Origin of the sequence: uncultured Clostridium sp., assembly GCF_963515715.1 — a bacterium.
Classification (GTDB): Bacteria; Bacillota; Clostridia; order Clostridiales; family Clostridiaceae; genus Clostridium_AW.
In genome coordinates this window covers 1-23,723 of record NZ_CAUPZS010000039.1, presented here as the reverse complement: position 1 = coordinate 23,723, position 23,723 = coordinate 1, and the positions used below count along the sequence as shown (strand labels likewise).

Here is a 23,723-nt window from a genome sequence, read left to right as displayed (position 1 = left end):
ACCTCCTATTTCTTAGCCCCTGATAATTTAATTCTTGGATCTATTAATGTATATAAAATATCTACGATTAGTAAAGCTACAATATACAAAAATGAGTAGAAAATTGTTAATCCCATTATCATATTATAATCCTTATTGGCGATGAAATCTATCATAGCATTACCTAACCCTGGTATGGCAAATATCCTTTCTATAACGAAGGAACCTGTTATAACAGCGGCTACCTGCGGCCCAAGTATTGTAACTATCGGCAAAATAGCATTTCTAATTATATGCTTCCAAGCTATAGCAACTTTAGATACACCTTTAGCTTGAGCAGTTATAATATAATCTTGACTGATTACATCCAAAACAGAAGTTTTCATATATCTAGCATAGGTAGCTATACTAGAAAAGCTCACGGCTAATGTTGGTAATATAGTAAATTTTATAGTGGAGAAAAATGTGTCTCCCCTACTATACCAGCCTGCTATTGGAAGTCCTCCTTTACCACCAACATATTTTTGAAGCAAAGCCGCCATAACAAAGCTAGGTATGGAAACCCCTAATATGGCGATAAAGATAACCGTATAATCCACAAAAGTATTTCTCCTAAAAGCAGCTATAATTCCTAAAATAATACCGATTGTTAATCCAAAAAATACAGCCTGCAAACCTATTCTTAAAGAATTAGGGAACCTCTCCTCAATATATTGGTTTGCTGAAATTCCTGGAGTTATAAAAGATTCTCCCATATTTCCCTTGGATAAGTTTTTAAGATAAGAAAGATACCTTTGAGATACAGGCTTGTCTAATCCATACTGTTCTCTTATAACTTGCCTCATTTCTGGGGAAAGTTTATTATATTGAACAGCTATAGGGTCTCCCGGCATTGAATTCATTAAAAAGAATGTGGCTGTAACAACTATCCATAAAGTTAATACCATGTATCCCATTCTTTTACATATATATTTGAACATTTTTTCCCTCCTTAAGTTGAGTTAATAAACCGTATATATTAATTATTGCTAATTTCCGAATAATCAGCAATAATTATTTTCGTAATTAAAAATATTCGCAAATTAAAAAAGATATGAAATATCTGTTTTTTTACATTTTAGCATGAATTATATAAAGGCTACAACAGGAAATTCCTGTTGTAGCTAATTGTAATAATACTTTTATTTTCCTTCAACTGAAGTCCATTTTAATTCATATAGTCCACCAAAGGATGGATATTGTATTCCTTCAACATAGTTTTGACGGAAGTGTATCTTATCTTTGTAGAATACTGGAGCTATACCAGCATCTTCTATAAGAAGTATTTCTTCTGCTCTCCTATATAATTCTGTTCTTTTAGATTGGTCTCCTTCTTTCTCAAGTTTCCTTACTATTTCATCATATTCAGCATTCTTAAACTTTCCATTGTTATTTCCATTGTTACTTACGAATAATTCAGCATAGCTCATTGGGTCATTATAGTCTGCACCCCATCCGGCCATTGCCATTTCAAATTGTCCACCTTCTGTTTTCACTAAATAGTCTCCGAAGTCAGCTGCAGAATCAATTGTTATATTAACACCGATTTTTTCTTTCCATTGACCCTGGAAGAATTCAGCATAAGCTCTATCGTTAGCACTGCTTCCCTGTGGTAAATATTTTAAAGTGTGTTTTGATGGATCTGGATCCATATTTAATTCCTTTAATCCTTCAACGAATAACTCTTTAGGATCCTTGTTTATAGCTTTTAATGGTTCTGGGAACATTTCTCTAAATTCCTTATCTCCTGATGCTAATCCAAATGGAATTAATCCATAAGAAATAACGCCTCTCTTATAAACGTTATTTACATAAGCTTCTCTATCTATTGCTAAAGATAAAGCTAATCTTATCTTTGAATTTGTCAATAATTTATTTGAGTCTTCTCTTCCTTGATTCATCAATATATAGAATGTTGATGGGCCAACAGAGTCCAAAATCTTGTATTTTCCAGCTGCAGCTTCATCTTTCATCTTTTGAACGTGTTCCCCTACAATAGCTGTTCCATCTATCTGTTTATTAATAAACATATTATATCTTGTGTTCATTTCTTCAGCAACCTGGAATGTAACCTTATCTAATTTAACTGTGTCTTTATCCCAGTATTTATCATTTTTCTTAAGCTGTATTTTAGATCCTCTTTCATAATTTTCAATAGCAAATGGTCCATTGAATACCATTTTGCTAACATCTGTACCATATTTGTCTCCTTCAGCTTTTACTATATCCTCTCTTAATGGATATAATTGTGCAGCTGCAGTTAATTCTAAAAAGTATGGAGTTGGATTTTCTAATTCAACTTCTAAAGTCTTTTCATCTACAGCTTTTACCCCAATATCTTCTGCTTTAGCCTTTCCATCATAATAATCTCTACCATTCTTTAATACAAATAAGAATGTAGCATACTGTGCTTTTGTAGCTGGATCTAATAATCTCTTCCATGAATATTCAAAATCTTTAGCAGTAACCTTTTTTCCATCAGACCATTCAGCATCTCTTAACTTAAATGTCCATTTTAATCCATCTGGTGAAGTTGTCCAGCTTTCTGCTATAGCCGCCTCTGCTTTGTCATTATTGTATCTAGTAAGCCCTTCTGTAAATGCATTAATAGCATTCGATGACATCTGGTCTGTGGCCTTTGATAAGTCCAATGTCTTACTTGGAGATACAATTAAAGTTATCGCTTGCTCTTTTGCCTCACCAGCAGGTTTTTTGTCGCCCCCGCCACCACAGCCAGCTAAAGCAGTGGATAAAAGCATGGTTGCAGCAATTAAAGTAGCAATTGTTTTTTTGCTTTTCACTTGAATTCCCCCTTTAAATTCTATAATTAAAATATTTATTAATATTTATAAACTAATATAAATATGTATTAATAAAATAATACTACAAAATAAAAAAAATATTCTTAATTCTAAGTAATTTTATTAAAAACCACCTAAATAAAGGACATGTGTATTTGGTTTTTATCAATATTAGCACAGTTTTTTATCCTTGTCAATTACAGTAATTGCAGGTTTTAACACTTTTGCCTCAATATATTTCACATATTATTCAGAATATTAAATGCTATATTTCATCAATTATAAAATATGATTTATAAATTGTATTATTTGGAATAACTATACATGATTCTCTCCTTATTATACATGGTACTACTTGCCTAAATTTTTATAAATGCTATATGATTTTACTCAACTAGGTTATATAATATAGTAAAGCAACTTCAGCATATGTACTTTACATTTATTAATGCGACTATCAAAGAATTAAAAAACTATAAAAACAAAAGAATGCATGACCCAAAATTTCCATAACCTATATTAGTCCATCAATTCATCATATATAATCTTAGAAAATACATATTCAAAATTTAGTTTATCTCTTGGCAATATAAGTTACAGATAATAATAAAGTAAATATGGAAATAATTAGAGTAAATTTTACTGTTGATTATGGATTAAATTTATAGAGTGTGGTTGGTAACATTGTAAAATGCAATAAATTAAATGCAATTGAAATTGCAGTATATATTTTAAATGAATAAATTTATATAAAATTAATTTAAAAGAAGAGAGGTTTTTTTATGAGTATTTTTGTTGGATCAGGTGTAGCTATTATAACTCCTTTTAATGAAAATGGAGTTGATTTTGACAAATTAGGAGAATTATTAGAATGGCACATAGAAAATAGTACTGATGCCATAATAGTATGCGGAACTACCGGTGAGGCTTCTACTATGTCAGAAGAGGAAAGAAAAGAAACTATAAAATTCACAGTAGATAAGGTAAATAAAAGAATTCCTGTTATAGCTGGTACTGGAACAAATAATACAATTAAATCTGCTGAATTTAGTAAATGGGCAGAAAATACAGGCGTAGATGGTTTGTTAGTCATAACTCCTTATTATAACAAAACCACACAAAAGGGATTAGTAGAACATTTTAAATATATTGATAGTAAAGTAAACATTCCTATTATTATATACAATGTGCCTTCTAGAACTGGAATGAATATACTTCCTAAAACATTATTAAAAATTTGCGATGAATGTGCTAATGTAGTTGCTATAAAAGAGGCTAGCGGAGATATTAGCCAAATTGCACAGATGAAGTCTCTTTTAAAGGATAGAATAGATATATACTCTGGTAATGATGATCAGATTATCCCAATACTTTCATTAGGGGGAATAGGTGTTATATCTGTATTGGCTAATATAATTCCAAAAGAGGTTCACCAAATGTGTGAATTATATTTAGATGGCGATGTTAATGAAGCACTAAAAATACAATTAGATAACTTATCATTAGCTAATTCTTTATTTATAGAAACTAATCCTATACCAGTTAAAACAGCAATGAATCTTATGGGAAGGAATGTTGGAAATTTAAGACTTCCACTATGCAATATGGAAGAAAATAATCTAAATATATTAAAAGACGAATTAAAAAATCATAAATTAGTAAAATAGATGGAGGTTTACAATGGTAAAAGTTATATTATGTGGCTGTAACGGAAAAATGGGAAAAGTAATTACTCAAACAGCTCTTTCTTTTCCTAATATAGATATCGTGGCTGGTGTGGATAAAAGTTTAAATAACAACAACCTTTATCCAATATTTTCAAATATAAATGAGGTGAATGTAGCAGCGGATGTGGTTCTTGATTTTTCAAGACCGGAGGCTCTAGATGATCTTTTGGGTTATTCTAGTAAAAATGCTACTCCATTAATACTTTGTACAACTGGATATAGCGAAGATCAACTCAATAAAATATCTGAAGGGTCAAAAGCTATATCTATTTTTAGATCTGCTAATATGTCAATTGGCGTAAACATAGTTAATTCTATACTTAAGAGTATAAGCAATAAACTATATAAAGACTTTGATATTGAAATAATAGAAAAGCATCATAATCAAAAGGTGGATGCTCCTAGTGGTACTGCTCTTCTATTAGCTAACACCATAAAAGATTCAATTGACGGCGTTAGGGAATTTTCTTATGGCAGGGTAGGTAACTCTAAACGTGAAGAAAAGGAAATTGGTATTCACGCAGTAAGAGGTGGTACTATAGTTGGTGAACATGATGTAATTTTTGCAGGAATTGGGGAAAATATTGAGATTAAGCATTCCGCTATATCAAGAGAAGTTTTTGCTGTTGGTGCTCTTAAGGCTTGTGAATTTATGCAAAACAAAACCCCTGGACTGTATAATATGCATGATATGCTTAACTTATAGAGTTAAAAATTAAAAATTAAAAGTGAAAAGTTAAATTATAGAATTCTGCCTCAGCAGAATTCTTTCCTTTACTCTTCACTCTTCATTTTTCACTTTTCACTAATAAAGTTTTAAATTCCCTCTACTTGATAACACTTCTTTTATTAATTATCTATTATATCATTTCATCTTACAGTAACTAATGCAAGTATCATATTCCAAAATCACTTTTCCATCTTTATTATATTTATTAAATAAATTTCTCAATTCTGATATCATAGTTATAAAGTTCGGGTCATCTTCATTTGGCATATAAGAATAAGAAACTAGGTTTCCTTTTAATCCCTCGAAATCGACTATTTGAGGATTATGTAAGACTTTTTCATAAACAGTTTTATCTGCAAAAAAGTCAGATGTGAAATCGTCATCAGATTCATTAATATATTTTTCACCATACTTTTTAATAAGTGACAAATATTCACCCATAAAACCTACTGAATTATTTCTTCTAATATTATATAGTAATACAATAAACCCATTAGGTTTAAGTATTCTTAAAAACTCATTCTTTGTTGGTATAAGGTCAAACCAATGAAATGATTGCGCTGCTACAATAACATCAATAGATTCCGATTGTAAATTAGTGCTTTCAGAAGAACCGGCAACAGAATAAAAATTACTATATCCATTAAGTAATCTTTCTGCAATTTGTCTCATGTCTTCGTTTGGTTCAACTGAATATACAGTATTTCCATTATCTAAAAATATCCTAGTTGAAATACCTGTTCCAGAACCTATATCAGCAATAAATGAGCATTTATTAAGTCCAATAGCTTCAGTTAAAAAACTTATTACCTCGCTAGGATAGCTTGGTCTATATTTATTATAGTTTTTAGCACGACTACTAAACCTACTTTTTGAATTAAATCCTTTTAAATCCATGTAAAATCTCCCCCATGATAAATTAAACAAATTAATTTTTTATAGTCATTATACTGTGTAAATATGTTATTCTACATGTTTGTGAGAAAACCTTCCAAAATTATTAAGTATTAATTATCCATTGTTAATTAAAAGCTATATTTTAGAAACTTCTCAATCCTATCCAACGCCTCTTCCAACTCTTCCATGCTATAGGCATAGGATATCCTTATATACCCTTCTCCTCCTTCTCCAAAGGCTGATCCTGGTACTACAGCTACATTTCCCTCTTTTAATAATCTATAAGCAAACTCTTCACTGCTCATGCTAAACTTTTTTATGGATGGAAATATATAAAATGCTCCCTTAGGTAAATTTACTTCAAAACCTAATTGGGTCAATCTATGGTAAACATAATTCCTTCTCTTTATAAATTCATTTCTCATATATTTTACTTCATCTAAAGAGTTTTTAAGTCCTTCCACTAATGCCCACTGTACTATAGATGGAGCACAGCTAGTGTTATATTGATGAACTTTAATAATATGTTTCATATACTTTTCATTACAACAAATATATCCAGCTCTAAGTCCTGTCATAGAAAACATTTTTGAAAATCCACTTACTAATATAATTTTATTTAATATTTCTTCATGTTGACATATAGAATAATATTCATCTTCAAAGCATAAAGAACTATATATCTCATCACTTATTACAATTATATTGTTATTTTTTATTATATTATAAAGTTCTTCCCTATCTTTTATACTTAGTGTGCCCCCTGTTGGGTTAGAGGGAAAGGATAATATTAAAATTTTAGGTTTTTCCTCAGTTATTTTCTTTTCCAAGTCCTTAGTGCATATATTAAAATTATTATCTAATTCATAAAATATAGGCTTTCCACCGACTAATTTCGTCAAACTTTCATAAGCTGGATAAGCTATTTTAGGAATCAATACCTTTTCATCTGGATTTAGCAAAGCTATAAAAGTATCGAACAATCCTTCACTACCTCCTGCAGTTATGCATATTTCCTCTGATAAGTAGTTTATATGAAATCCTTTCAAATAATTACTTATTTCTTCTCTAAGTTCAATTATTCCAATATTAGAAGTATAGCCCGTTCTATTATCTTCAATAGCCTCAATTAGAGCTTTTTTTATAGATTTAGGAATGTGAAAATCTGGTTGACCCAATGTAAGGGAAATTGTGTCTGGATAATTGGATACCTCATTAAAAAATTTTCTAATTCCTGATATCTCTATATTTTTTATATAATTTGATATAAAATTATCATTCATATACATAAACACCCCTCTATTATGGTATCATTATATTAATGTAGTTATTCCTTAATCGACCCTAAAATTATAACTCTATTTTAAGTATTATATCATTAATTATCAAAGGAGGAGTTTTATGGACTATAACCTTAATGATCCCTATGAATTAGCAGCATATATAAAGGATTCAGAAAAGTTAACACCAATAAAAGCTTATATAAATGGAGAGTTGACCGGTTTAGAACTAGACGATATAGAAGCATATGGCGAAAATAATTTTTTTATACTTTTTGGAGAAAAGGAAGCTATTATAAAATTTATAGATAAACATAGGGATAAAATTAGAAATTTTAAATTAGAATGTGATAGAAAAAATTCTGCTATTCCTTTAATGGATATACTTAATATAGATGCTAGAATTGAACCAGGAGCTATAATTAGAGATAAAGTTAAAATAGGTAAACATGCTGTAATTATGATGGGCGCAGTAATTAATATAGGCGCTGAAATAGGTGACTATACCATGGTTGATATGAATGCAGTGGTTGGAGCTAGGGGTAAATTAGGCAAAAGAGTTCATCTTGGCGCTGGTGCTGTTGTGGCGGGAGTCTTAGAACCTCCAAGCAATGATCCATGTACAATTGAAGATAATGTTATGGTTGGTGCAAATGCTGTAATATTAGAAGGAGTCCGTATAGGGGAAGGTGCCGTTGTAGCTGCTGGCTCCATAGTGACTGAAGATGTACCTCCAAGGGTTGTTGTTGCTGGCGCTCCTGCTAAAATAATAAAACTTGTTGATAAAAAAACTGAAAGTAAAACTAAAATACTAGATGATTTAAGATAGTAAAAAGCTATTCCTAACTGGAATAGCTTTTTATATTATTTAATTTATAAGCTTTCCGCTAATTCTATTTCATCAATTTCATCAATTTCATCAATTTCTTCTATTTGTTCTATATCCTCTATATTCTCTTCCCCTTCTTCAATATCCTTTACTAAATCTTTTTTATCATCAGATACTTTTTCCATTTTAGATATAGATACTTCATAAGCTATCTTCTTTATAACTTCATCTTCTGATATTTTCTTTTGATATTCTCTACTTTGTAATCTTCCCCATATCCTAACATTATCTCCCACACCTAATTCTTCGCAAAATCTTGCGTTTCTTCCCCAAGCTATAGTCGGGATATAATCCGATTTATTGTATGCTCTATTTACAGCTAAAAGCAAATCTGCAATTTCCCTTCCAAAGGGAGTTGTCCTATAAACCGGCGGCTTACATATGAAGCCATTAAGCAATATCTGGTTTGGATTTTTTGTCCTTTCAATACAGTATTCTATGTTTCTTGCAAATACTGTTAATATTAACCTATTAGAACCTTCCACAAACTTGTTATATGACCTAAGTTGTCCTTCTACTACAACTTCAGAGCCGATTTTTAAATCCATATTACCGATTAATCTTTCCGATATTGTTACGAACAACTGATCTTTAGCATCACTTAATCTTTGAACTTCAACATAGAAAGTATAAAAACCTTCTCCATACATTTCATGGCTAAATTCAAGTTCTGAACTCACTACCCCTTCTAAGTAAATTTTATTATTTTGTAATACATTCTCCATTTTAACCCCTCTTTCCCTTAGTATCTTAAATACTTTTACAACATATTAATATTCAAAAAAATTCTAAAATATACTTAATATTAGTAAATTTGTTCTATCTATTCTAGATTAGTTCTGATTTTATTCTCTGCTATTCCTTCTATTAAAGCTATAGTTATACATATCATAAAAGCATATAATTCATAATTGTCTTTAAATTTTCTATTCACTGGTATTTCTTGTGGTATAACATCTTCTTTAATATATCTTTGAATACAATATACAAACCCACTTTTATCTTCTGAAATACTAGATACAGTTATAGTATTTTTATTACCTAATCCGTAGGTAATTAAATTACCCTCAAATAAAATATTATTAAATTCCATATCCATATTCAGTAGATAATAATCCCCAATATAATTGTCCATACATAAATCTAATTCATTTATATTATTTATAACTATATAATCATATTTTTTTTCTTCATTTAATCCTTTATAATCTATATCTAAATCTAAATTCAACATCCTAAACTCTCTTTTTATATAGTTTATAAACTCAAAGTTATTGTCAATAACAAAAACTTTCTTCATAATATCAACTCCTATTTACCTATTATAAATATTTTACTCAGGAGTTAATTTTTTATACTCAATGTTAATCTTGTACACACTATCACCTTCCTTTGTAACTTATCTTTTGTTTAATTATGCTTTTACTTATATTTCCATTATAGTATACATAAGTATACCCTTCAACTATTGTTTTATTTGTCTTCCTTGATGATCTATATAATAGTTATCTTTGTATAAAAGATCTCCTACTTTTTCAAATTTGTATCCTTTAGCTTTTAAGTCTTCAATTATTCTGGGTAGTGTTTTAGGAGTATATTTTCCATCACTGTGAAATAATAATATAGACCCAGGTTTTGTATTTTTCATAACTCTGTTATATTCCTTTTCTTCTCCTTCAGCCTTCCAGTCTATACTATCTACATCCCATTGTATGCAGTAATATCCCGATTGATTAACTGTTTCAACGGATAAATTATTATATGCCCCACTAGGAAATCTAAACAATTTTGTACTTTCTCCTGTTATCCTAATTATTTTACTATCAGTAACACTTAATTCATGAATTATCTTCTCTTTTGGAATTCTACTCATATCTGGGTGAGAATTTGAATGATTTCCTATTTCATGGCCACGTTTATGAATTTCTTTTACCTCTTCTGGAAAGTCATCTATCCAATTGCCTATTAAAAAGAAGGTTGCTTTTATATCGTATTTATCTAGTATATTCAAAATTTCAATTGCATTATTTTCTCCCCAATTTACATCAAAAGTTATAGATACCTTTTTTTCTTCTGTGCCTACTGAGTAAATAGGTAGTTTTCTTTCCTTATTCAAAAATACTCCCTTACTTTTAAAAACTACGGATACTGTCATGCTAATTATTATCATAAAAATAGCAATAATCATTTTTTTTATTACTTTTCTATCCAATAAATATACCTCCATTTTTATCTTTCCTAAAACTTTATATGCTATTACCTTTGTAAAATATTACTAATATTAAATAAAATTATAAAAATAAAGAGGCATTTATCATAGTGCTTTATTTTTTTTCATAAATTTATGTTATAATTAAAATGATTAAATTATTAGGGAGGAAAAATAATGTTTGAGGATACTTTAGAGTTAGCTGAGAATAAACTTCTTCTATTGTATATATTTGATAAAATAAAACTTCCTATAACAAATAATCAAGTAACTCAGGTTGTTTTAGAAAATAATTTTATAAACTATTTTACCTTGCAACAGTATCTATCAGAATTAATCTCTTCAAACTTTCTAAACTATATCAAAGATGAAAGTAAGCAGAGATTGCAAATTACTGAAAAAGGTAAAAAAGTACTTTTTCTCTTTGGTAATAGGATTTCTAAAAATAAATTAGATATTTTCAATGCTTATTTAGATAAAGAAATCACTAATATTAAAAAAGAAGTAACTATACTTTCTGACTATACAATAGAAGATAATGATAAATACATTGTTAATTTAAAGGCTTTAGAAAATGATACGGTGTTAATAGATGTAAAACTTTCTGTCCCTTCAAACAATGAAGCAAGGGATATTTGCAATAAGTGGAAAAGCAATTCTTCTGAACTATATAAAGCAATTATAAATTTACTAACAAATAATTAAATCAATATCATACCCGTAGGCTCTCCACCTATTGGTATGCTTTTTTTTGTCTCACTTTCAATATTTGCTTTAATGAGTAAATTATTATAATTATCTCCTACATATATATCATCTCCTACTTTTATTATGCCTCTAGGCATTCCGCCTAAATTAATCTTTTTTATCTCCTCATAGTAATAAATATCGATTATACTAACAGTTCCCTCTCCAAAATTTGATACATAACAGTTATTTCCTTCTAAAAACATATCCACTGGTGAGTTACCTGCGGTAATTCTATATAATAATTTATAGTTTTTTGATGACAATATAGAAATGCTTCCTTTAAAATCCGCTCCTAAATTACTTTCACAAACTATAATATATTGACCATCATCACTAAATAATGCTTTAGTAGGATAGCAACCAACTTTAATATTTCTTACATTCTCTCTATTTTCGCAATCAATTAAAGTTATAGAGTCATTTTCCATATTAGTTATTAGTAATAACTTCTTCTCTTTATTTAGAGCTATACTATGTGGTAAATTTCCACAAGGTATTTCCTCTAATACTTTATTTTTTATTAAGTCAAACACAATAACATTATTCAATTCACCACATATTATAAAAGCATAATCTTTATAAACCACTATATCATTACAATGAGCTCCTATAAAAAAGCTATCTTCTTCCCTGTTTTCTTTTATATTTAATATAGAAAGGCTATTACCATAACTATTAGCGGTAAGTAACCTTTCATCATACTTACATATTCCATGAGGACCTATTTTGCCAAAATTAATTGGTGTAAGTGTTATTTTGCTTTCTTCTTTAAAATTTTCTAAATTTACTTTAGAAATACAGTCCGATGATGTATTACAAATATATAAACAACTCATTACATTCCCCTCCTCACAGATATAATATGTAGGTAGTGCAATATTTGAGATAAATATATTATAACTATTGTATAATAGTAGATAATTATTATATAATTTTATGCATATAGTTTTAAGGAGGAGTAGAAATGTATACTTATCAAACATCTGGAGTTTGTGCTAGGAAAATAAACTTTGACATTAAAAACAACAAAATAGTAAGTGTTGAATTCATAGGTGGATGCAATGGTAATCTTAAAGGAATATCAACCTTGATTGAGGGAATGGACGTAGAGGAAGCTATTAAAAAATTAAAAGGATTAACTTGTGGTAATAAAAGCACATCCTGTCCTGATCAGTTATCAAAAGCGTTAGAAGAAGCTTTGAATAATAAATAAAAATTGCCAAGCAGTTTTATTTAATTGAGAATTGAGAGTTAATAATGGAGAATTAAAGAAAGGATTCTGCTTAAGCAGAATCCTTAATATATTCCTAGAAATTTGAGCTTTGCTAAAATTTCATCCATAACTCTCAATTATCAATTATCAATTCTCAACTTAAAATTGGAGTCGCAATTTTTATTAATAATCTTCCTCATATCTCCTATCATATATAATGACCCACATATCAAAATCATGTCTCCCTCTTCACAGTAAGATAATCCCTTGGTATAAGCTGATTCGTAGTCTTCAATTTTTTCATAATTATCATTATACTTTTTTATTATTTCTGCTAATTTATCTGCATTTTCTGCTCTATGACTATGAGGAGTGATAGCTATTACTCTATGTGCTAAAGGTACAATAGTTTTAATCATTTCTTCTACTTGTTTATCTGAAAGTATTCCTATTATCAATATAAGCTTGTTATATTTAAAATACTTTTTAACGTTTTTACTTAGCTTATCTATGCCGTCAATATTGTGAGCCCCATCTATAAGAACTATAGGATTTTTTTTCATTATTTCCATTCTACCTGGCCATTTTACATTTTTTAATCCTCTTGAAATATGCTCTTCTTCAATATTAATCCCTAAGCTTTGCAACTGTTCCATCACATTTAAAACTACAGAACAGTTTAATAGTTGATGAATTCCTAATAAAGATAACTCGATATTATATTCCTTATTTAAAGTGCTAATTATGCATCTTTGATAATTTACATTGTATAAGTTTTCTTCTGCACTTTTTACTGAGTCCTCTTTTACATATATTAATGGACTATTTTTTTCTTTACATATGTTTTTTATCACTTCTTCTGACTCTTTTTGCTGAGGATATAAAACTAATGGTACCCCTTCTTTGATTATACCCGCCTTTTCATAAGCAATCTTTTCTAGAGTATCTCCTAATATTCCCATGTGATCAAAACTTATAGAAGTAATTACAGAAACTAAAGGGGTAATTACATTAGTTGAATCCATCCTTCCTCCAAGACCTACCTCTATAACTCCATAGTCAATTTTTTCTTCAAAATAGTATAAAAACATGGCACAAGTTATAATTTCAAATTCTGTTGGACTTCCATATCCATCTTTAATAATTTTATCTACTGCTTCAGCAACCCTGCTCATAACCGAAGCTAATCTATCCTTAGGAATATTTTCACCATTAATTTGTATTCTTTCTTCAAATTCTTCTAAGTAAGGTGAAGTATACATACCTACCTTATATCCAGCTTCTATAAGTATTTTTGATATCATGACTGTAGTAGAGCCTTTTCCGTTGGTTCCAGCAATATGTATGCATTTTAGCTCTTTATGAGGATTACCTAATAGTTCTAGTATCTTTTCGACTCTTTTAGTACCGGAGTTATTACCAAATTTACATGTACTTTCAATATATTCTATTGCTTGTTCATAATTCATAATATCCCCTCTTCTTTAAGTGAAGAATTACAAATTAAAAGTGAAGAGTATTGGATGAAATTTTAGCAAAGCTCAAATTTCTAACATCATATATCTAATATTATATAATATGAAAATTTTGCTTTGTAGAATTCTTACCTCTACTCTTCACTCTTATTTATTCACTCTACACTAAATATTAATTTAGACTATTTATTCTTTCTAATACCGCATTAAGCATTTCTTTATACTTTTCACCTTTAGCTCTTTCTTCTTCAATAACAGCTTCAGGTGCTTTTTTTACAAATCCTTCATTTGAAAGTTTCTTTTCAATTCTATCTATTTCTTTTTCTAATTTTTCTTTTTCTTTGTCTAATCTTTCTAACTCTTTTTCTACATCTATTAAGTCAAGTAATGGTATATACATTTCAGCACCTTTTGTTAATGCTGTTACTGCATTTTCTGGAGCTTCAGTCTTTGAATTTAAGAATGTTACTTCACTTGCAGAAGCTAGCTTTTCAAAATATACCCTTCCATTTTCAAAGGCTTCTCTACCTTCTAATGCATATATCATAACCTTAGCTTTTCTTGAAGGCGGAACATTCATTTCTGCTCTAACATTTCTAATGGCCTTTATAGCTTCGATTATTAAGTTCATATCCTTTTCAATTAATTCATCTCTTAATTCTTCTTTATATTCTGGCCACTTAGATACTGTAATTGTCTTTTCTTCTTCTTGAAGATGAGTAAATATTTCTTCAGTTATATAAGGCATTACTGGGTGTAATAGCTTTAATCCTGTTACAAGAACGTCAAATAACACATTTAAAACTACTCCCTTAGCCTTTTCATCCTCTCCATATAGAGCAGGCTTTACGAGTTCTATATACCAGTCACAGAATTCGTTCCACATAAAGTCGTAAACCTTTTGGGAAGCTAATCCTATTTCATATTTCTCAATATTATCTGTAACTTCATTAACTAAAGTATTCGCTCTTGATAGTATCCACTTATCGGCTATGGAATAATCTTTGCAATCCTTATATTTTTCCATAAGTTCTTTATCTAGGTACATCATTACAAATCTTGATGCATTCCATATCTTATTAGCAAAGTTTCTTGCACCTTCAACTTTTTCTTCATAGAATCTTATATCATTTCCCGCAGCATTACCAGTGATTAACATAAATCTTAATGCATCCGCTCCATATTTATCGATAATGTCTAGTGGGTCAACTCCATTTCCAAGGGATTTAGCCATTTTCTTGCCCTGTGAATCTCTTACTATACCATGGATCAGTACAGTTTTAAATGGAATCTCTTCCATGCTATTAAGTCCTGAGAATATCATTCTTGCTACCCAGAAGAATATTATATCGTATCCTGTAACTAAAACATCTGTTGGATAGAAATACTCTAAATCCTCAGTTTTATCAGGCCAGCCCAAAGTTGAGAACGGCCATAGAGCTGAACTAAACCAAGTGTCTAATACGTCATTGTCTTGCTCTAATTTATGGCTACCACATTTTGTACATGTAGTTACATCCTCTATGGAAACTATCACTTCTCCACAATCCTGGCAGTACCATACAGGTATTCTATGACCCCACCATAACTGTCTTGAAATACACCAATCCTGGATATTCTCCATCCAGTTGAAGTATATTTTATCAAATCTTTCAGGAACAAATTTTATTTCTTTATTTCTTACAACTTCTATAGCTGGCTTTGCAAGCTCTTCCATTTTTACATACCACTGTTTTGATATCATAGGTTCAATAATGCTTTGGCATCTATCGTGACATCCTACATTATGGTTATGATCTTTAATCTTTACTAAGAAGCCACCTTCCTTTAAATCCTCTACGATAGCTTTTCTAGCTTCATATCTATCCATACCAGCATATTTTCCGCCATGTTCATTTATCGTTCCATTCTCATTCATGATAATTAATTCAGGAAGGTTATGTCTCTTTCCAACTTGATAATCGTTAGGATCGTGAGCTGGAGTTATTTTAACTGCTCCTGTTCCAAATTCCACATCAACATAATCGTCTGCAATAATTGGAATTTCTCTATTAACTAGAGGAAGCAATAATTTTTTTCCTATTAAATGTTTGTATCTTTCATCTTCTGGATTAACAGCTACTGCTGTATCTCCTAACATAGTTTCTGGTCTTGTAGTAGCTATCTCTAAAACTTCATCTGTTCCTATAACTGGATAATTAATATGCCAAAAATAGCCATCTTTTTCTTCATATTCGATTTCAGCATCTGAAATTGCTGTCATACATTTTGGGCACCAGTTAACTATTCTATTCCCTCTATAAACTAATCCTTTTTCATGCAACTTAACAAATACAGTTTTAACAGCTTTATTTAAGTTTTCATCCATAGTGAAAGCTTCTCTTGTAAAGTCCGCAGAAACCCCCATTTTTTTCAATTGAGTTCTTATGGTATCTCTATATTTATCGCTCCACTCCCAAACCTTATCTAAGAAAGCTTCTCTTCCCATTTCCTTTTTCTTTAAGCCTTCTTTTAAAAGTTCATTTTCTACTTTTACTTCTGTTGCTATACTTGCATGGTCTTCTCCTGGTAGCCATAGTGCGCTATAGCCTTGCATTCTTTTAACTCTTATTAAATAATCCTGTAAGCTGTTGTCAAGAGCGTGACCTAAATGTAACCGTCCAGTTATATTTGGTGGCGGCATAATTATTGTAAAAGGTTTTTTATTTTTATCCACCTCTGGTGTAAAATATTTTCCTTCTTCCCAAGTTTTATAGATTCTTTCTTCAAACTCTTTTGGATCATAGGTTTTTGCAATATTTAAATTTTCATTCATATATATATATCTCCCCTCATATTATTTTTCAAATAAAAAAAGCACCGTGTCCTATAAAAGGACGCCAGTGCGCGGTACCACCTTTTTTCCTGTAAAACAGGCTCTTAAAACTTTAACGACTAAGAAAATCGTCCTTGCCTACTATCATTTCAGCAAAGAAGCTCAAAAGCTACCTTCAAGGCAATTGGTACAGAAAGTCTTACAGCCGGTGGACTTCCCTCTCTTAGAACTATTAACCTTTACTCCTCTTTTTCAACGCTTATACTTATTTAATTATAATAATCTTTATTATAAACTAATTTGAAAAACTGTCAATAGTATGCGGAGATATACATTAATTATAGATTAACTTTTGCTAAAATATCTTTTTCTATATCATTAACCTTAGATTCTAATTCTTCTACTTCCTTTGTAATGTCCTTCACGAAATCCTCATCTTTTATTGATCCTAGATTTATTTTTACGTTATATAGAGCTGAAAGTACAGCTGTTCTTGCTGACATAGCTGCTACAGCACCATCTGTAACTGCATTTTGGTTTCCCTTTAAAACAACCTTTTCTGCCCATGGTAATAAATCGAAAGCATCCTTTGCTACATTCAATGGAACAGTAGCCGCTCCCTTAAATGCTGACTGAACCACTTTTGTTCTTTCTGCTTTTTGTTCATCTGTATCCTTTGGCATTTTAAATGCAGCCATTATTTTATTAAAGGACTCTGAATCTTCATCTATATAATTAATAAATTTTTCCTTATATGAAGCTGTAACTTTCTTTACTTCTTCCATTTCCCCTTGCACATCTTCATAACCTTTTTTGCCAATAGTCAAATTAGCTACCATTTCAATAAGAGCCGCTGCTGAAGCTGCACTTAAAGCTGCAACACTTCCTCCACCTGGTGCAGGTGAATCTGATGCTGTTTCATATATAAAATCCTTAACAGTTAATTCTTTAAGCATTTAAATTTCCTCCCCTTTTTTGAGTTAAAAATTAAAAGTTAAAAGTGAAGAGTTATGGACAAAATTCCTCTGGAATTTTTTAAAATTATATATTTCTAGAAATTCCAAAGAATTTCATCCTTTACTCTTCACTCTTCATTCTTCACTTTTAGTTATCAAGTAATACTAGAATAATCCTACAATTGTTCCATTTTCATCTATATCCATTTTTTCTGCTGCTGGAACCTTTGGAAGTCCTGGCATTACCATTATATTACTTGTTTGACATACTATAAATCCAGCTCCTGCTGAAACTCTAATATCTTTTATTGTAATCTTAAATCCTTTTGGAGCACCCATTAAACTTGGATCATCTGAGAATGAAAATTGAGTTTTAGCCATACAAATTGGAAGTTCATCTAATCCTAATTCTTCAAGCTTAGCAATCTGCTTCATAGCAGCTCCTTCTATTACTACTCCATCTCCACCATAAATTTCTTTAACAATGGTATTTAGCTTTTCAGGTATTGAAGCCTCCACATCGTATATTGGTTTATAGTGTGATTCTTCTGTTTCTAATATTTTAACAAGCTTTTCAGCCATTTCTTTTCCACCGTCTCCACCTTTTGCCCAACATTCATTTAATGAAACTTCTATTCCTTCTGCCTTACACTTGTTCGTTAATAACTCTATTTCAGCTTCTGTATCATTTACGAATCTATTAATTCCAACTAATACAGGTAAACCGAATTTTCTCATGTTTTCAACTTGCTTAGCTAAGTTTGCAAAACCTTTATCTAAAGCTTCTAAGTTTTCTTCTCCTAATTCAGTCTTTTTAACTCCTCCATGCATTTTTAATGCTCTTATTGTAGCAACTACAACAACTGCATCTGGTTTTAATCCACCATATCTGCATTTTATGTCTAAAAACTTTTCAGCTCCTAAGTCTGCTCCAAACCCAGCTTCTGTAACTAATATATCTCCTAGCTTTAATCCAAGCTTAGTAGCTATTATTGAGTTACATCCATGAGCTATGTTAGCGAAAGGTCCACCATGTATAAGAGCTGGTGTATTTTCAAGAGTTTGAACTAAGTTTGGTTTTACAGCTTCTTTTAAAAGCATAGCCATTGCACCATTTACCTTTAAATCTTTTGCTGTAACTGGTTTTCCATCTAAATCATATGCTAATATAATTTTCCCTAATCTTTCTTTTAAATCCATTAGGTCATTTGATAGACAAAGTATCGCCATAACTTCAGAGGCAACTGTTATCATAAAACCATCTTCTCTAGTAAATCCACAAGCCTTTCCACCAAGACCTACTACTACATTTCTTAATGCTCTGTCATTCATATCTAGTACTCTTTTCCAAACTATTTGTCTGGAATCAATTCTTAGTGTATTTCCATGATTAATATGGTTATCAATAGCTGCTGAAAGTAGGTTGTTAGCTGCAGTTATTGCATGCATATCTCCTGTAAAATGTAAATTAATATCCTCCATAGGAACAACTTGTGAATAACCGCCACCCGCTGCTCCTCCTTTAACCCCAAAAACTGGTCCTAAGGATGGTTCTCTTAATGCTATAAATGTTTTCTTACCAATTTTATTTAAAGCCTGACCTAATCCTATTGTTGTAGTGGACTTACCTTCTCCCGCTGGAGTTGGAGATATTGCAGTCACTAATACTAATTTACCATTTTTCTCGTTTTCTAATCTATTAAATATTTGTTGTGAAATTTTTGCCTTATACTTACCATACATCTCTAATTCATCATCTAAAATTCCGTATTTTTCAGCTATTTCTGTTATTGGTTTCATTTTTGAACTTTGTGCTATTTCAATATCGCTAGGTACCTTGTTAATCATTTTGCTACACCTCTTTTATATTATTTATTATATAAACATTTATTATATAAACGTCTATATTCAATTAGAACTATAGACGTTTATATGAAGGGAATTCAAATATACTACTACTCTAACAATCTCTTTTCTAATATTTGATTTATATCAAAGTTTTCTATTTGTAAGTAGTATTCAGCAGCATCAAGTAATGATTTCATAGGAACAGTTCCAATAACTTCACTGCCTACTACTGGCACACCATATCTTTTAGCTTCCATTTTTACCATTTCAAAAGCTCTATATACAGAAGTTTTTTCATAATTAACTAAGTTCATTGAAACTTGAACTATATTTCTTTCTTCTAATTTTAGCCCTATAGCTTTAGCAAATCTTAATCCACCACCTATGAATCTTACTTTCTTAGCGATGGCATCAGCTATCTCTAAATTATCAGTACCTAAGTTAACATTAAAAGCTACAAGAGCTACTCTTGCACCAACTGCAGTGCATCCACTTTTAGCATTCATAGCCTGTGGACCATAATCTGGTTTCCATTGTTCTTCTTTAATCTTTTCGAAGAACCCTTCATACTGTCCCTTTCTCACATCTGCAAGATTCTTTCTTGAAGGTGTAGCTGCAGCATCCTCATATAAATAAACAGGAATTCCCCAGCTACCAATTTCTTCTCCAACTTCTTTAGCTAATTCTACGCATTCATCCATAGTAATATCAGCTACTGGAGTAAATGGTACAACATCTACTGCTCCCATTCTTGGGTGTCCTCCATGATGAGTAGTCATATCTATTAATTCTGTAGCTTTTTTAGCTAAATTTATAACTGCTTCTTTAACCTTTTCTGGACTTCCTATAAGAGTTACAACTGTTCTATTGTGATCTTCATCTGGTAAGTAATCCAATAGTTTTACTTCTTTTACCTTTCTTACTTCATCAACTACCTTTTCAATTACTTCCTTATTTCTTCCTTCACTAAAATTAGGAACACATTCTACTAGTTTTGCCATAATTTATTCCTCCCTTAATTTTAATACTAAAATATATTTAAATCTATTTATTTTACGAAAACATAATATTTTGTTTTTTCTGATTTCATTATACTATACGCTCCATCAATAAATCGTCTAATTTTTGCAACAATTTCGAAAATAACACAATTTTTTCTTTAATTTATAGACGTTGTAAAATTAAAACCTCTACTATTTAAAAAGATTCATAAAATATACTATATTAGGTATACCGACTAAATCTATTAAAAATGCTCCAACTAATGGCACTATTAAGAACGCTTTTGTTGATGGTCCATATTTTTCTGTAACAGCGCTCATATTAGCTATAGCATTAGGAGTAGCTCCTAAACCATGCCCCGCCATACCAGATGCCATGACAGCTGCATCAAAATCCTTTCCTAATAAGTTAAATACAACAAATGTTGTAAATATTATCATAAATCCTACTTGTGCAAATAAAACTACAAACATTTGTCCTGCTAAACTTGTTAGTTCCCATAGTTTTAAAGTCATCAATGCCATTGATAGGAATATACCTAATGCTACATCTCCTATTAAATCTATGGTATAAAAGTCTAAATTTATAAGCTTTACTCTATCATTTATATTTCTAAATATTACCGCTGTAAACATTGCTCCAACGTATCCTGGGAGTACAGTTCCAGTTCTAGCTATTAAATCACAAGCTATACCTCCTATTGTCATGCATACACTGATAACTCCTAAATGTAGTAAAAAACCTTGTGCAGTAACTTTACTATCTGTTATTCCAGCTACTTCTCTATAAGATGTTTCCTCCATTTTCTCTTCATCTGCTGGTTTTAAATCATATTTATCAATCAAAAACTTAGCAATAGGCCCCCCAATTAGTCCACCGGAAATTAGCCCAAATGTTGCAGCTGCTACCGCCACAGTGGTAGCTCCTGTAACTCCTAATGCTTCAGCTGTAGGGCCAAATGCCGCCGCTGCACCGTGTCCGCCTTCCATGGATACTGCGCCCATCATAACCCCTAATAGCGGATGTATACCTACCAATTTAGCCATCCCTACACCGATAAGATTTTGTGCCACCGCTAAAACACTTGATAAAAGCCAATATACAAGTACTAATTTACCACCTTTTTTTACAAGTGCAAAACTTCCTCCTAATCCTATAGTTGTAAAAAACACTATCATAAACGGTGATTGAAATGTAGTATCCATACTTATAGTTATAACATTACTCTGCTTCAAAAATAAAGTTATTATAGAAAATAAAAGTCCTCCTATAACAGGTGCTGGTATACAGAATCTTTCAAAAAAACTGACTTTTTTTCTTAGAAAACTACCTAAAAATAATAACAAAATTGCCAAAGTAAGAGTTGAGATCATGTTTACCTCTAAAGTTAAAACTCCTTTAATTGTTTCAATATTCATATTAATCCCCCTTATCTTTTTATTTATCTCCATATAAAGCATTTTTCATGCCAAAAGTTTATGCATTATTGTTCAATGTCTTTCCAATGTTAAAGCATAAAAGCACCCTGCAGAAAATGCCGGGCGGCATTTTCTGCAGGGTGCACATTTGTAATTATCTTTATTCAACTACAGCTTCTTTTTCTACATTAATATTCTTTCTCTTACATATTCCCATAAGCATTAAGGCTATAGCTCCGTCTCCCGTTATATTACAAGCAGTTCCAAAACTATCCTGTAGCGCAAATATTGTCAATACTAATGCCACTGCTGCATCGGTAAATCCTAAAACGCCAGTAATTAACCCTAATGATGCCATAACAGTACCTCCTGGTACCCCCGGAGCTCCTATGGCAAATATTCCCAATAATACAATAAATTGAATTATCTTTCCAACAGGTGGTAAAGTCCCATACACCACTTGTGAAACTGTCAATACAAAGAACACCTCCGTTAAAACAGAACCACAAAGATGTATAGTAGAACATAGAGGAATAGCAAAATCCACTATTTCGTCGCTTAATACTGAAGATTTATGAGCACATTTAAGAGCCACAGGTAAAGTAGCAGCACTAGACATAGTGCCAACGGCTGTTAAATATGCAGGTCCATAATGTTTGACTACTTCCATAGGATTCTTTTTAGAGATAGCTCCGCCTATTGCGTATAAAAGAGTAAGCCATATAATATGTCCTAATATTACTAATAAAATAACTATTAAAAATACCGGTAAATGCTTTGTTATACTTCCTTCATAAGCTAATCCCGCAAAGGTACTAGCTATAAAAAATGGCAATATTGGTATTATTACTCTAGTAACAATAGCGAGCATTATTTCACCAAATTGATCTAATAATTTTTCCACCAAATCAGAGTTAGTCCATGCTGTAGCAAGTCCAATTAAAATTGCTGTAACCAAAGCAGTCATAACGGACATTACAGGTGGTATATCTAGCTTAAATACCAGCTCCGGCAATTCTCTTAGGTTATCTACATTTCCACCTATGGATAACTTAGGAATAATTCCATAACCAACTAACGCTGAAAATCCTGCTGCACCTACGGATGATATATATGCAATTGCTACTGTTATTCCTAACATTTTGCTTGCATTAGACTTCATTTTCACTATTGAAGGTGCAATAAACCCTATTATTACAAGTGGTATGCAATAAAAGATCACCTGTCCTAAGATATGTTTTGCTGCTACTATAACTCCCATTACCCCTGGAGAAGAAATCATTCCTATCAAAGCTCCGACAATAACTGCTAGTAGTAGCTTTACAACTAGATTATCTTTTAGTTTACTCATAAAAACCCCCCCATTATGTTTATATTATATTATATAATATACAATTAATAGCAATATATATGCCAATTAATTATATATTATGAAGCATTCAATATCAACAGTTATAACCTTCATAGAAAAACTTTAATTATCATTTATGATAATTTTATCTGCTATTTTATTATTATTGATTACTACATTTTAGCATAATTATTCATTGTAAACATTTATCATCTTTGATAATTAATTACCATTTTTGATAATTAACCGAAATAAAAAAAACCCGTAAAGCTAAATTAAGCTCTACAGGTTTTCTAATAATTAGTGTTCTAAGTTTACAACCTTTTCAACTTCTTCTAATATCT

The 23,723-nt window shown here is 30.7% G+C and carries 20 protein-coding genes and 1 other annotated feature; of the genes, 5 read left to right on the top strand and 15 right to left on the bottom strand.

Features of this window, described 5'->3' with window-relative positions; all coding sequences use genetic code 11:
* Nucleotides 1-5 precede the first annotated feature (5 nt).
* Together RYO54_RS18665 and RYO54_RS18660 are read right to left on the bottom strand one after the other, a co-directional pair.
* Nucleotides 6-959: an ABC transporter permease gene (locus RYO54_RS18665; RefSeq protein ID WP_315122092.1), complete on the bottom strand. Its 954-nt coding sequence runs from the start codon at nucleotides 957-959 to the stop codon at nucleotides 6-8.
* A gap of 201 nt (nucleotides 960-1,160) precedes the next feature.
* Nucleotides 1,161-2,819, bottom strand: a complete 1,659-nt coding sequence (locus RYO54_RS18660; RefSeq protein ID WP_315122090.1) for a peptide ABC transporter substrate-binding protein — start codon at nucleotides 2,817-2,819, stop codon at nucleotides 1,161-1,163.
* A 782-nt stretch (nucleotides 2,820-3,601) separates the two neighbouring features.
* On the opposite strand from RYO54_RS18660, the gene dapA reads away from it, so the two are divergent.
* Both dapA and dapB read left to right on the top strand, forming a co-directional pair.
* The gene (gene dapA, locus RYO54_RS18655) at nucleotides 3,602-4,486 is read left to right on the top strand and encodes a 4-hydroxy-tetrahydrodipicolinate synthase (RefSeq protein WP_315122088.1); all 885 of its coding nucleotides are present in this window, start codon (nucleotides 3,602-3,604) and stop codon (nucleotides 4,484-4,486) included.
* Between the two features lie 13 nt (nucleotides 4,487-4,499).
* Nucleotides 4,500-5,252, top strand: a complete 753-nt coding sequence (dapB, locus tag RYO54_RS18650) for a 4-hydroxy-tetrahydrodipicolinate reductase (RefSeq protein ID WP_315122086.1) — start codon at nucleotides 4,500-4,502, stop codon at nucleotides 5,250-5,252.
* Between the two features lie 159 nt (nucleotides 5,253-5,411).
* Here the strand turns inward: dapB and RYO54_RS18645 are convergent, their stop codons facing one another.
* Together RYO54_RS18645 and RYO54_RS18640 are read right to left on the bottom strand one after the other, a co-directional pair.
* On the bottom strand, nucleotides 5,412-6,173 hold the full coding sequence (locus RYO54_RS18645) for a class I SAM-dependent methyltransferase (RefSeq protein ID WP_315122084.1): 762 nt from the start codon (nucleotides 6,171-6,173) through the stop codon (nucleotides 5,412-5,414).
* A 128-nt stretch (nucleotides 6,174-6,301) separates the two neighbouring features.
* A complete protein-coding gene (locus RYO54_RS18640) occupies nucleotides 6,302-7,456 on the bottom strand; it encodes an aminotransferase class I/II-fold pyridoxal phosphate-dependent enzyme (RefSeq protein WP_315122082.1) in 1,155 nt (384 codons plus the stop codon).
* Between the two features lie 118 nt (nucleotides 7,457-7,574).
* On the opposite strand from RYO54_RS18640, the gene dapD reads away from it, so the two are divergent.
* Entirely contained in the window at nucleotides 7,575-8,282 is a 708-nt protein-coding gene (gene dapD, locus RYO54_RS18635) for a 2,3,4,5-tetrahydropyridine-2,6-dicarboxylate N-acetyltransferase (RefSeq protein WP_315122080.1), read from the top strand.
* A gap of 44 nt (nucleotides 8,283-8,326) precedes the next feature.
* On the opposite strand, the gene RYO54_RS18630 is transcribed toward dapD, so the two are convergent.
* The 3 genes from RYO54_RS18630 to pdaB all read right to left on the bottom strand — a co-directional run bounded on the left by RYO54_RS18630 (nucleotide 8,327) and on the right by pdaB (nucleotide 10,554).
* The gene (locus RYO54_RS18630) at nucleotides 8,327-9,067 is read right to left on the bottom strand and encodes a single-stranded DNA-binding protein (RefSeq protein ID WP_315122079.1); all 741 of its coding nucleotides are present in this window, start codon (nucleotides 9,065-9,067) and stop codon (nucleotides 8,327-8,329) included.
* A 98-nt stretch (nucleotides 9,068-9,165) separates the two neighbouring features.
* Nucleotides 9,166-9,642 (bottom strand): hypothetical protein, encoded by a 477-nt coding sequence (locus RYO54_RS18625; RefSeq protein WP_315122077.1) that lies wholly within the window; start codon nucleotides 9,640-9,642, stop codon nucleotides 9,166-9,168.
* A gap of 165 nt (nucleotides 9,643-9,807) precedes the next feature.
* A complete protein-coding gene (gene pdaB, locus RYO54_RS18620) occupies nucleotides 9,808-10,554 on the bottom strand; it encodes a polysaccharide deacetylase family sporulation protein PdaB (protein WP_399549756.1) in 747 nt (248 codons plus the stop codon).
* Nucleotides 10,555-10,728: 174 nt separating this feature from the next.
* Here pdaB and RYO54_RS18615 point away from each other — a divergent pair, with 174 nt between their 5' ends.
* Nucleotides 10,729-11,256, top strand: a complete 528-nt coding sequence (locus RYO54_RS18615; protein WP_315122074.1) for a DUF4364 family protein — start codon at nucleotides 10,729-10,731, stop codon at nucleotides 11,254-11,256.
* Here RYO54_RS18615 and RYO54_RS18610 read toward each other — a convergent pair.
* Nucleotides 11,253-12,137, bottom strand: coding sequence for a YncE family protein (locus tag RYO54_RS18610; protein ID WP_315122073.1), 885 nt, complete (start codon nucleotides 12,135-12,137; stop codon nucleotides 11,253-11,255). The genes RYO54_RS18615 and RYO54_RS18610 overlap by 4 nt on opposite strands.
* Before the next feature lie 128 nt (nucleotides 12,138-12,265).
* Here RYO54_RS18610 and RYO54_RS18605 point away from each other — a divergent pair, with 128 nt between their 5' ends.
* Complete coding sequence (locus RYO54_RS18605; protein ID WP_315122071.1) at nucleotides 12,266-12,514, top strand: TIGR03905 family TSCPD domain-containing protein; 249 nt, start codon at nucleotides 12,266-12,268, stop codon at nucleotides 12,512-12,514.
* 140 nt (nucleotides 12,515-12,654) lie between these two features.
* On the opposite strand, the gene RYO54_RS18600 is transcribed toward RYO54_RS18605, so the two are convergent.
* The 7 genes from RYO54_RS18600 to RYO54_RS18570 all read right to left on the bottom strand — a co-directional run bounded on the left by RYO54_RS18600 (nucleotide 12,655) and on the right by RYO54_RS18570 (nucleotide 23,379).
* Nucleotides 12,655-13,983 (bottom strand): folylpolyglutamate synthase/dihydrofolate synthase family protein, encoded by a 1,329-nt coding sequence (locus RYO54_RS18600; RefSeq protein ID WP_315122069.1) that lies wholly within the window; start codon nucleotides 13,981-13,983, stop codon nucleotides 12,655-12,657.
* Between the two features lie 178 nt (nucleotides 13,984-14,161).
* Nucleotides 14,162-16,804 carry a valine--tRNA ligase gene (locus RYO54_RS18595; RefSeq protein ID WP_315122067.1) on the bottom strand — a complete coding sequence of 881 codons (2,643 nt, stop codon included), beginning with the start codon at nucleotides 16,802-16,804 and terminating at the stop codon, nucleotides 14,162-14,164.
* Nucleotides 16,805-16,858: 54 nt separating this feature from the next.
* Nucleotides 16,859-17,069: a binding site (T-box leader), on the bottom strand.
* Between the two features lie 73 nt (nucleotides 17,070-17,142).
* On the bottom strand, nucleotides 17,143-17,760 hold the full coding sequence (locus RYO54_RS18590; protein ID WP_315122066.1) for a cyclodeaminase/cyclohydrolase family protein: 618 nt from the start codon (nucleotides 17,758-17,760) through the stop codon (nucleotides 17,143-17,145).
* Between the two features lie 165 nt (nucleotides 17,761-17,925).
* Nucleotides 17,926-19,608, bottom strand: a complete 1,683-nt coding sequence (locus RYO54_RS18585) for a formate--tetrahydrofolate ligase (RefSeq protein ID WP_315122064.1) — start codon at nucleotides 19,606-19,608, stop codon at nucleotides 17,926-17,928.
* Between the two features lie 107 nt (nucleotides 19,609-19,715).
* Complete coding sequence (ftcD, locus tag RYO54_RS18580; RefSeq protein WP_315122062.1) at nucleotides 19,716-20,609, bottom strand: glutamate formimidoyltransferase; 894 nt, start codon at nucleotides 20,607-20,609, stop codon at nucleotides 19,716-19,718.
* A gap of 192 nt (nucleotides 20,610-20,801) precedes the next feature.
* On the bottom strand, nucleotides 20,802-22,028 hold the full coding sequence (gene gltS / locus RYO54_RS18575) for a sodium/glutamate symporter (RefSeq protein WP_315122061.1): 1,227 nt from the start codon (nucleotides 22,026-22,028) through the stop codon (nucleotides 20,802-20,804).
* A gap of 160 nt (nucleotides 22,029-22,188) precedes the next feature.
* On the bottom strand, nucleotides 22,189-23,379 hold the full coding sequence (locus RYO54_RS18570; RefSeq protein WP_315122059.1) for a dicarboxylate/amino acid:cation symporter: 1,191 nt from the start codon (nucleotides 23,377-23,379) through the stop codon (nucleotides 22,189-22,191).
* Nucleotides 23,380-23,723 lie beyond the last annotated feature (344 nt).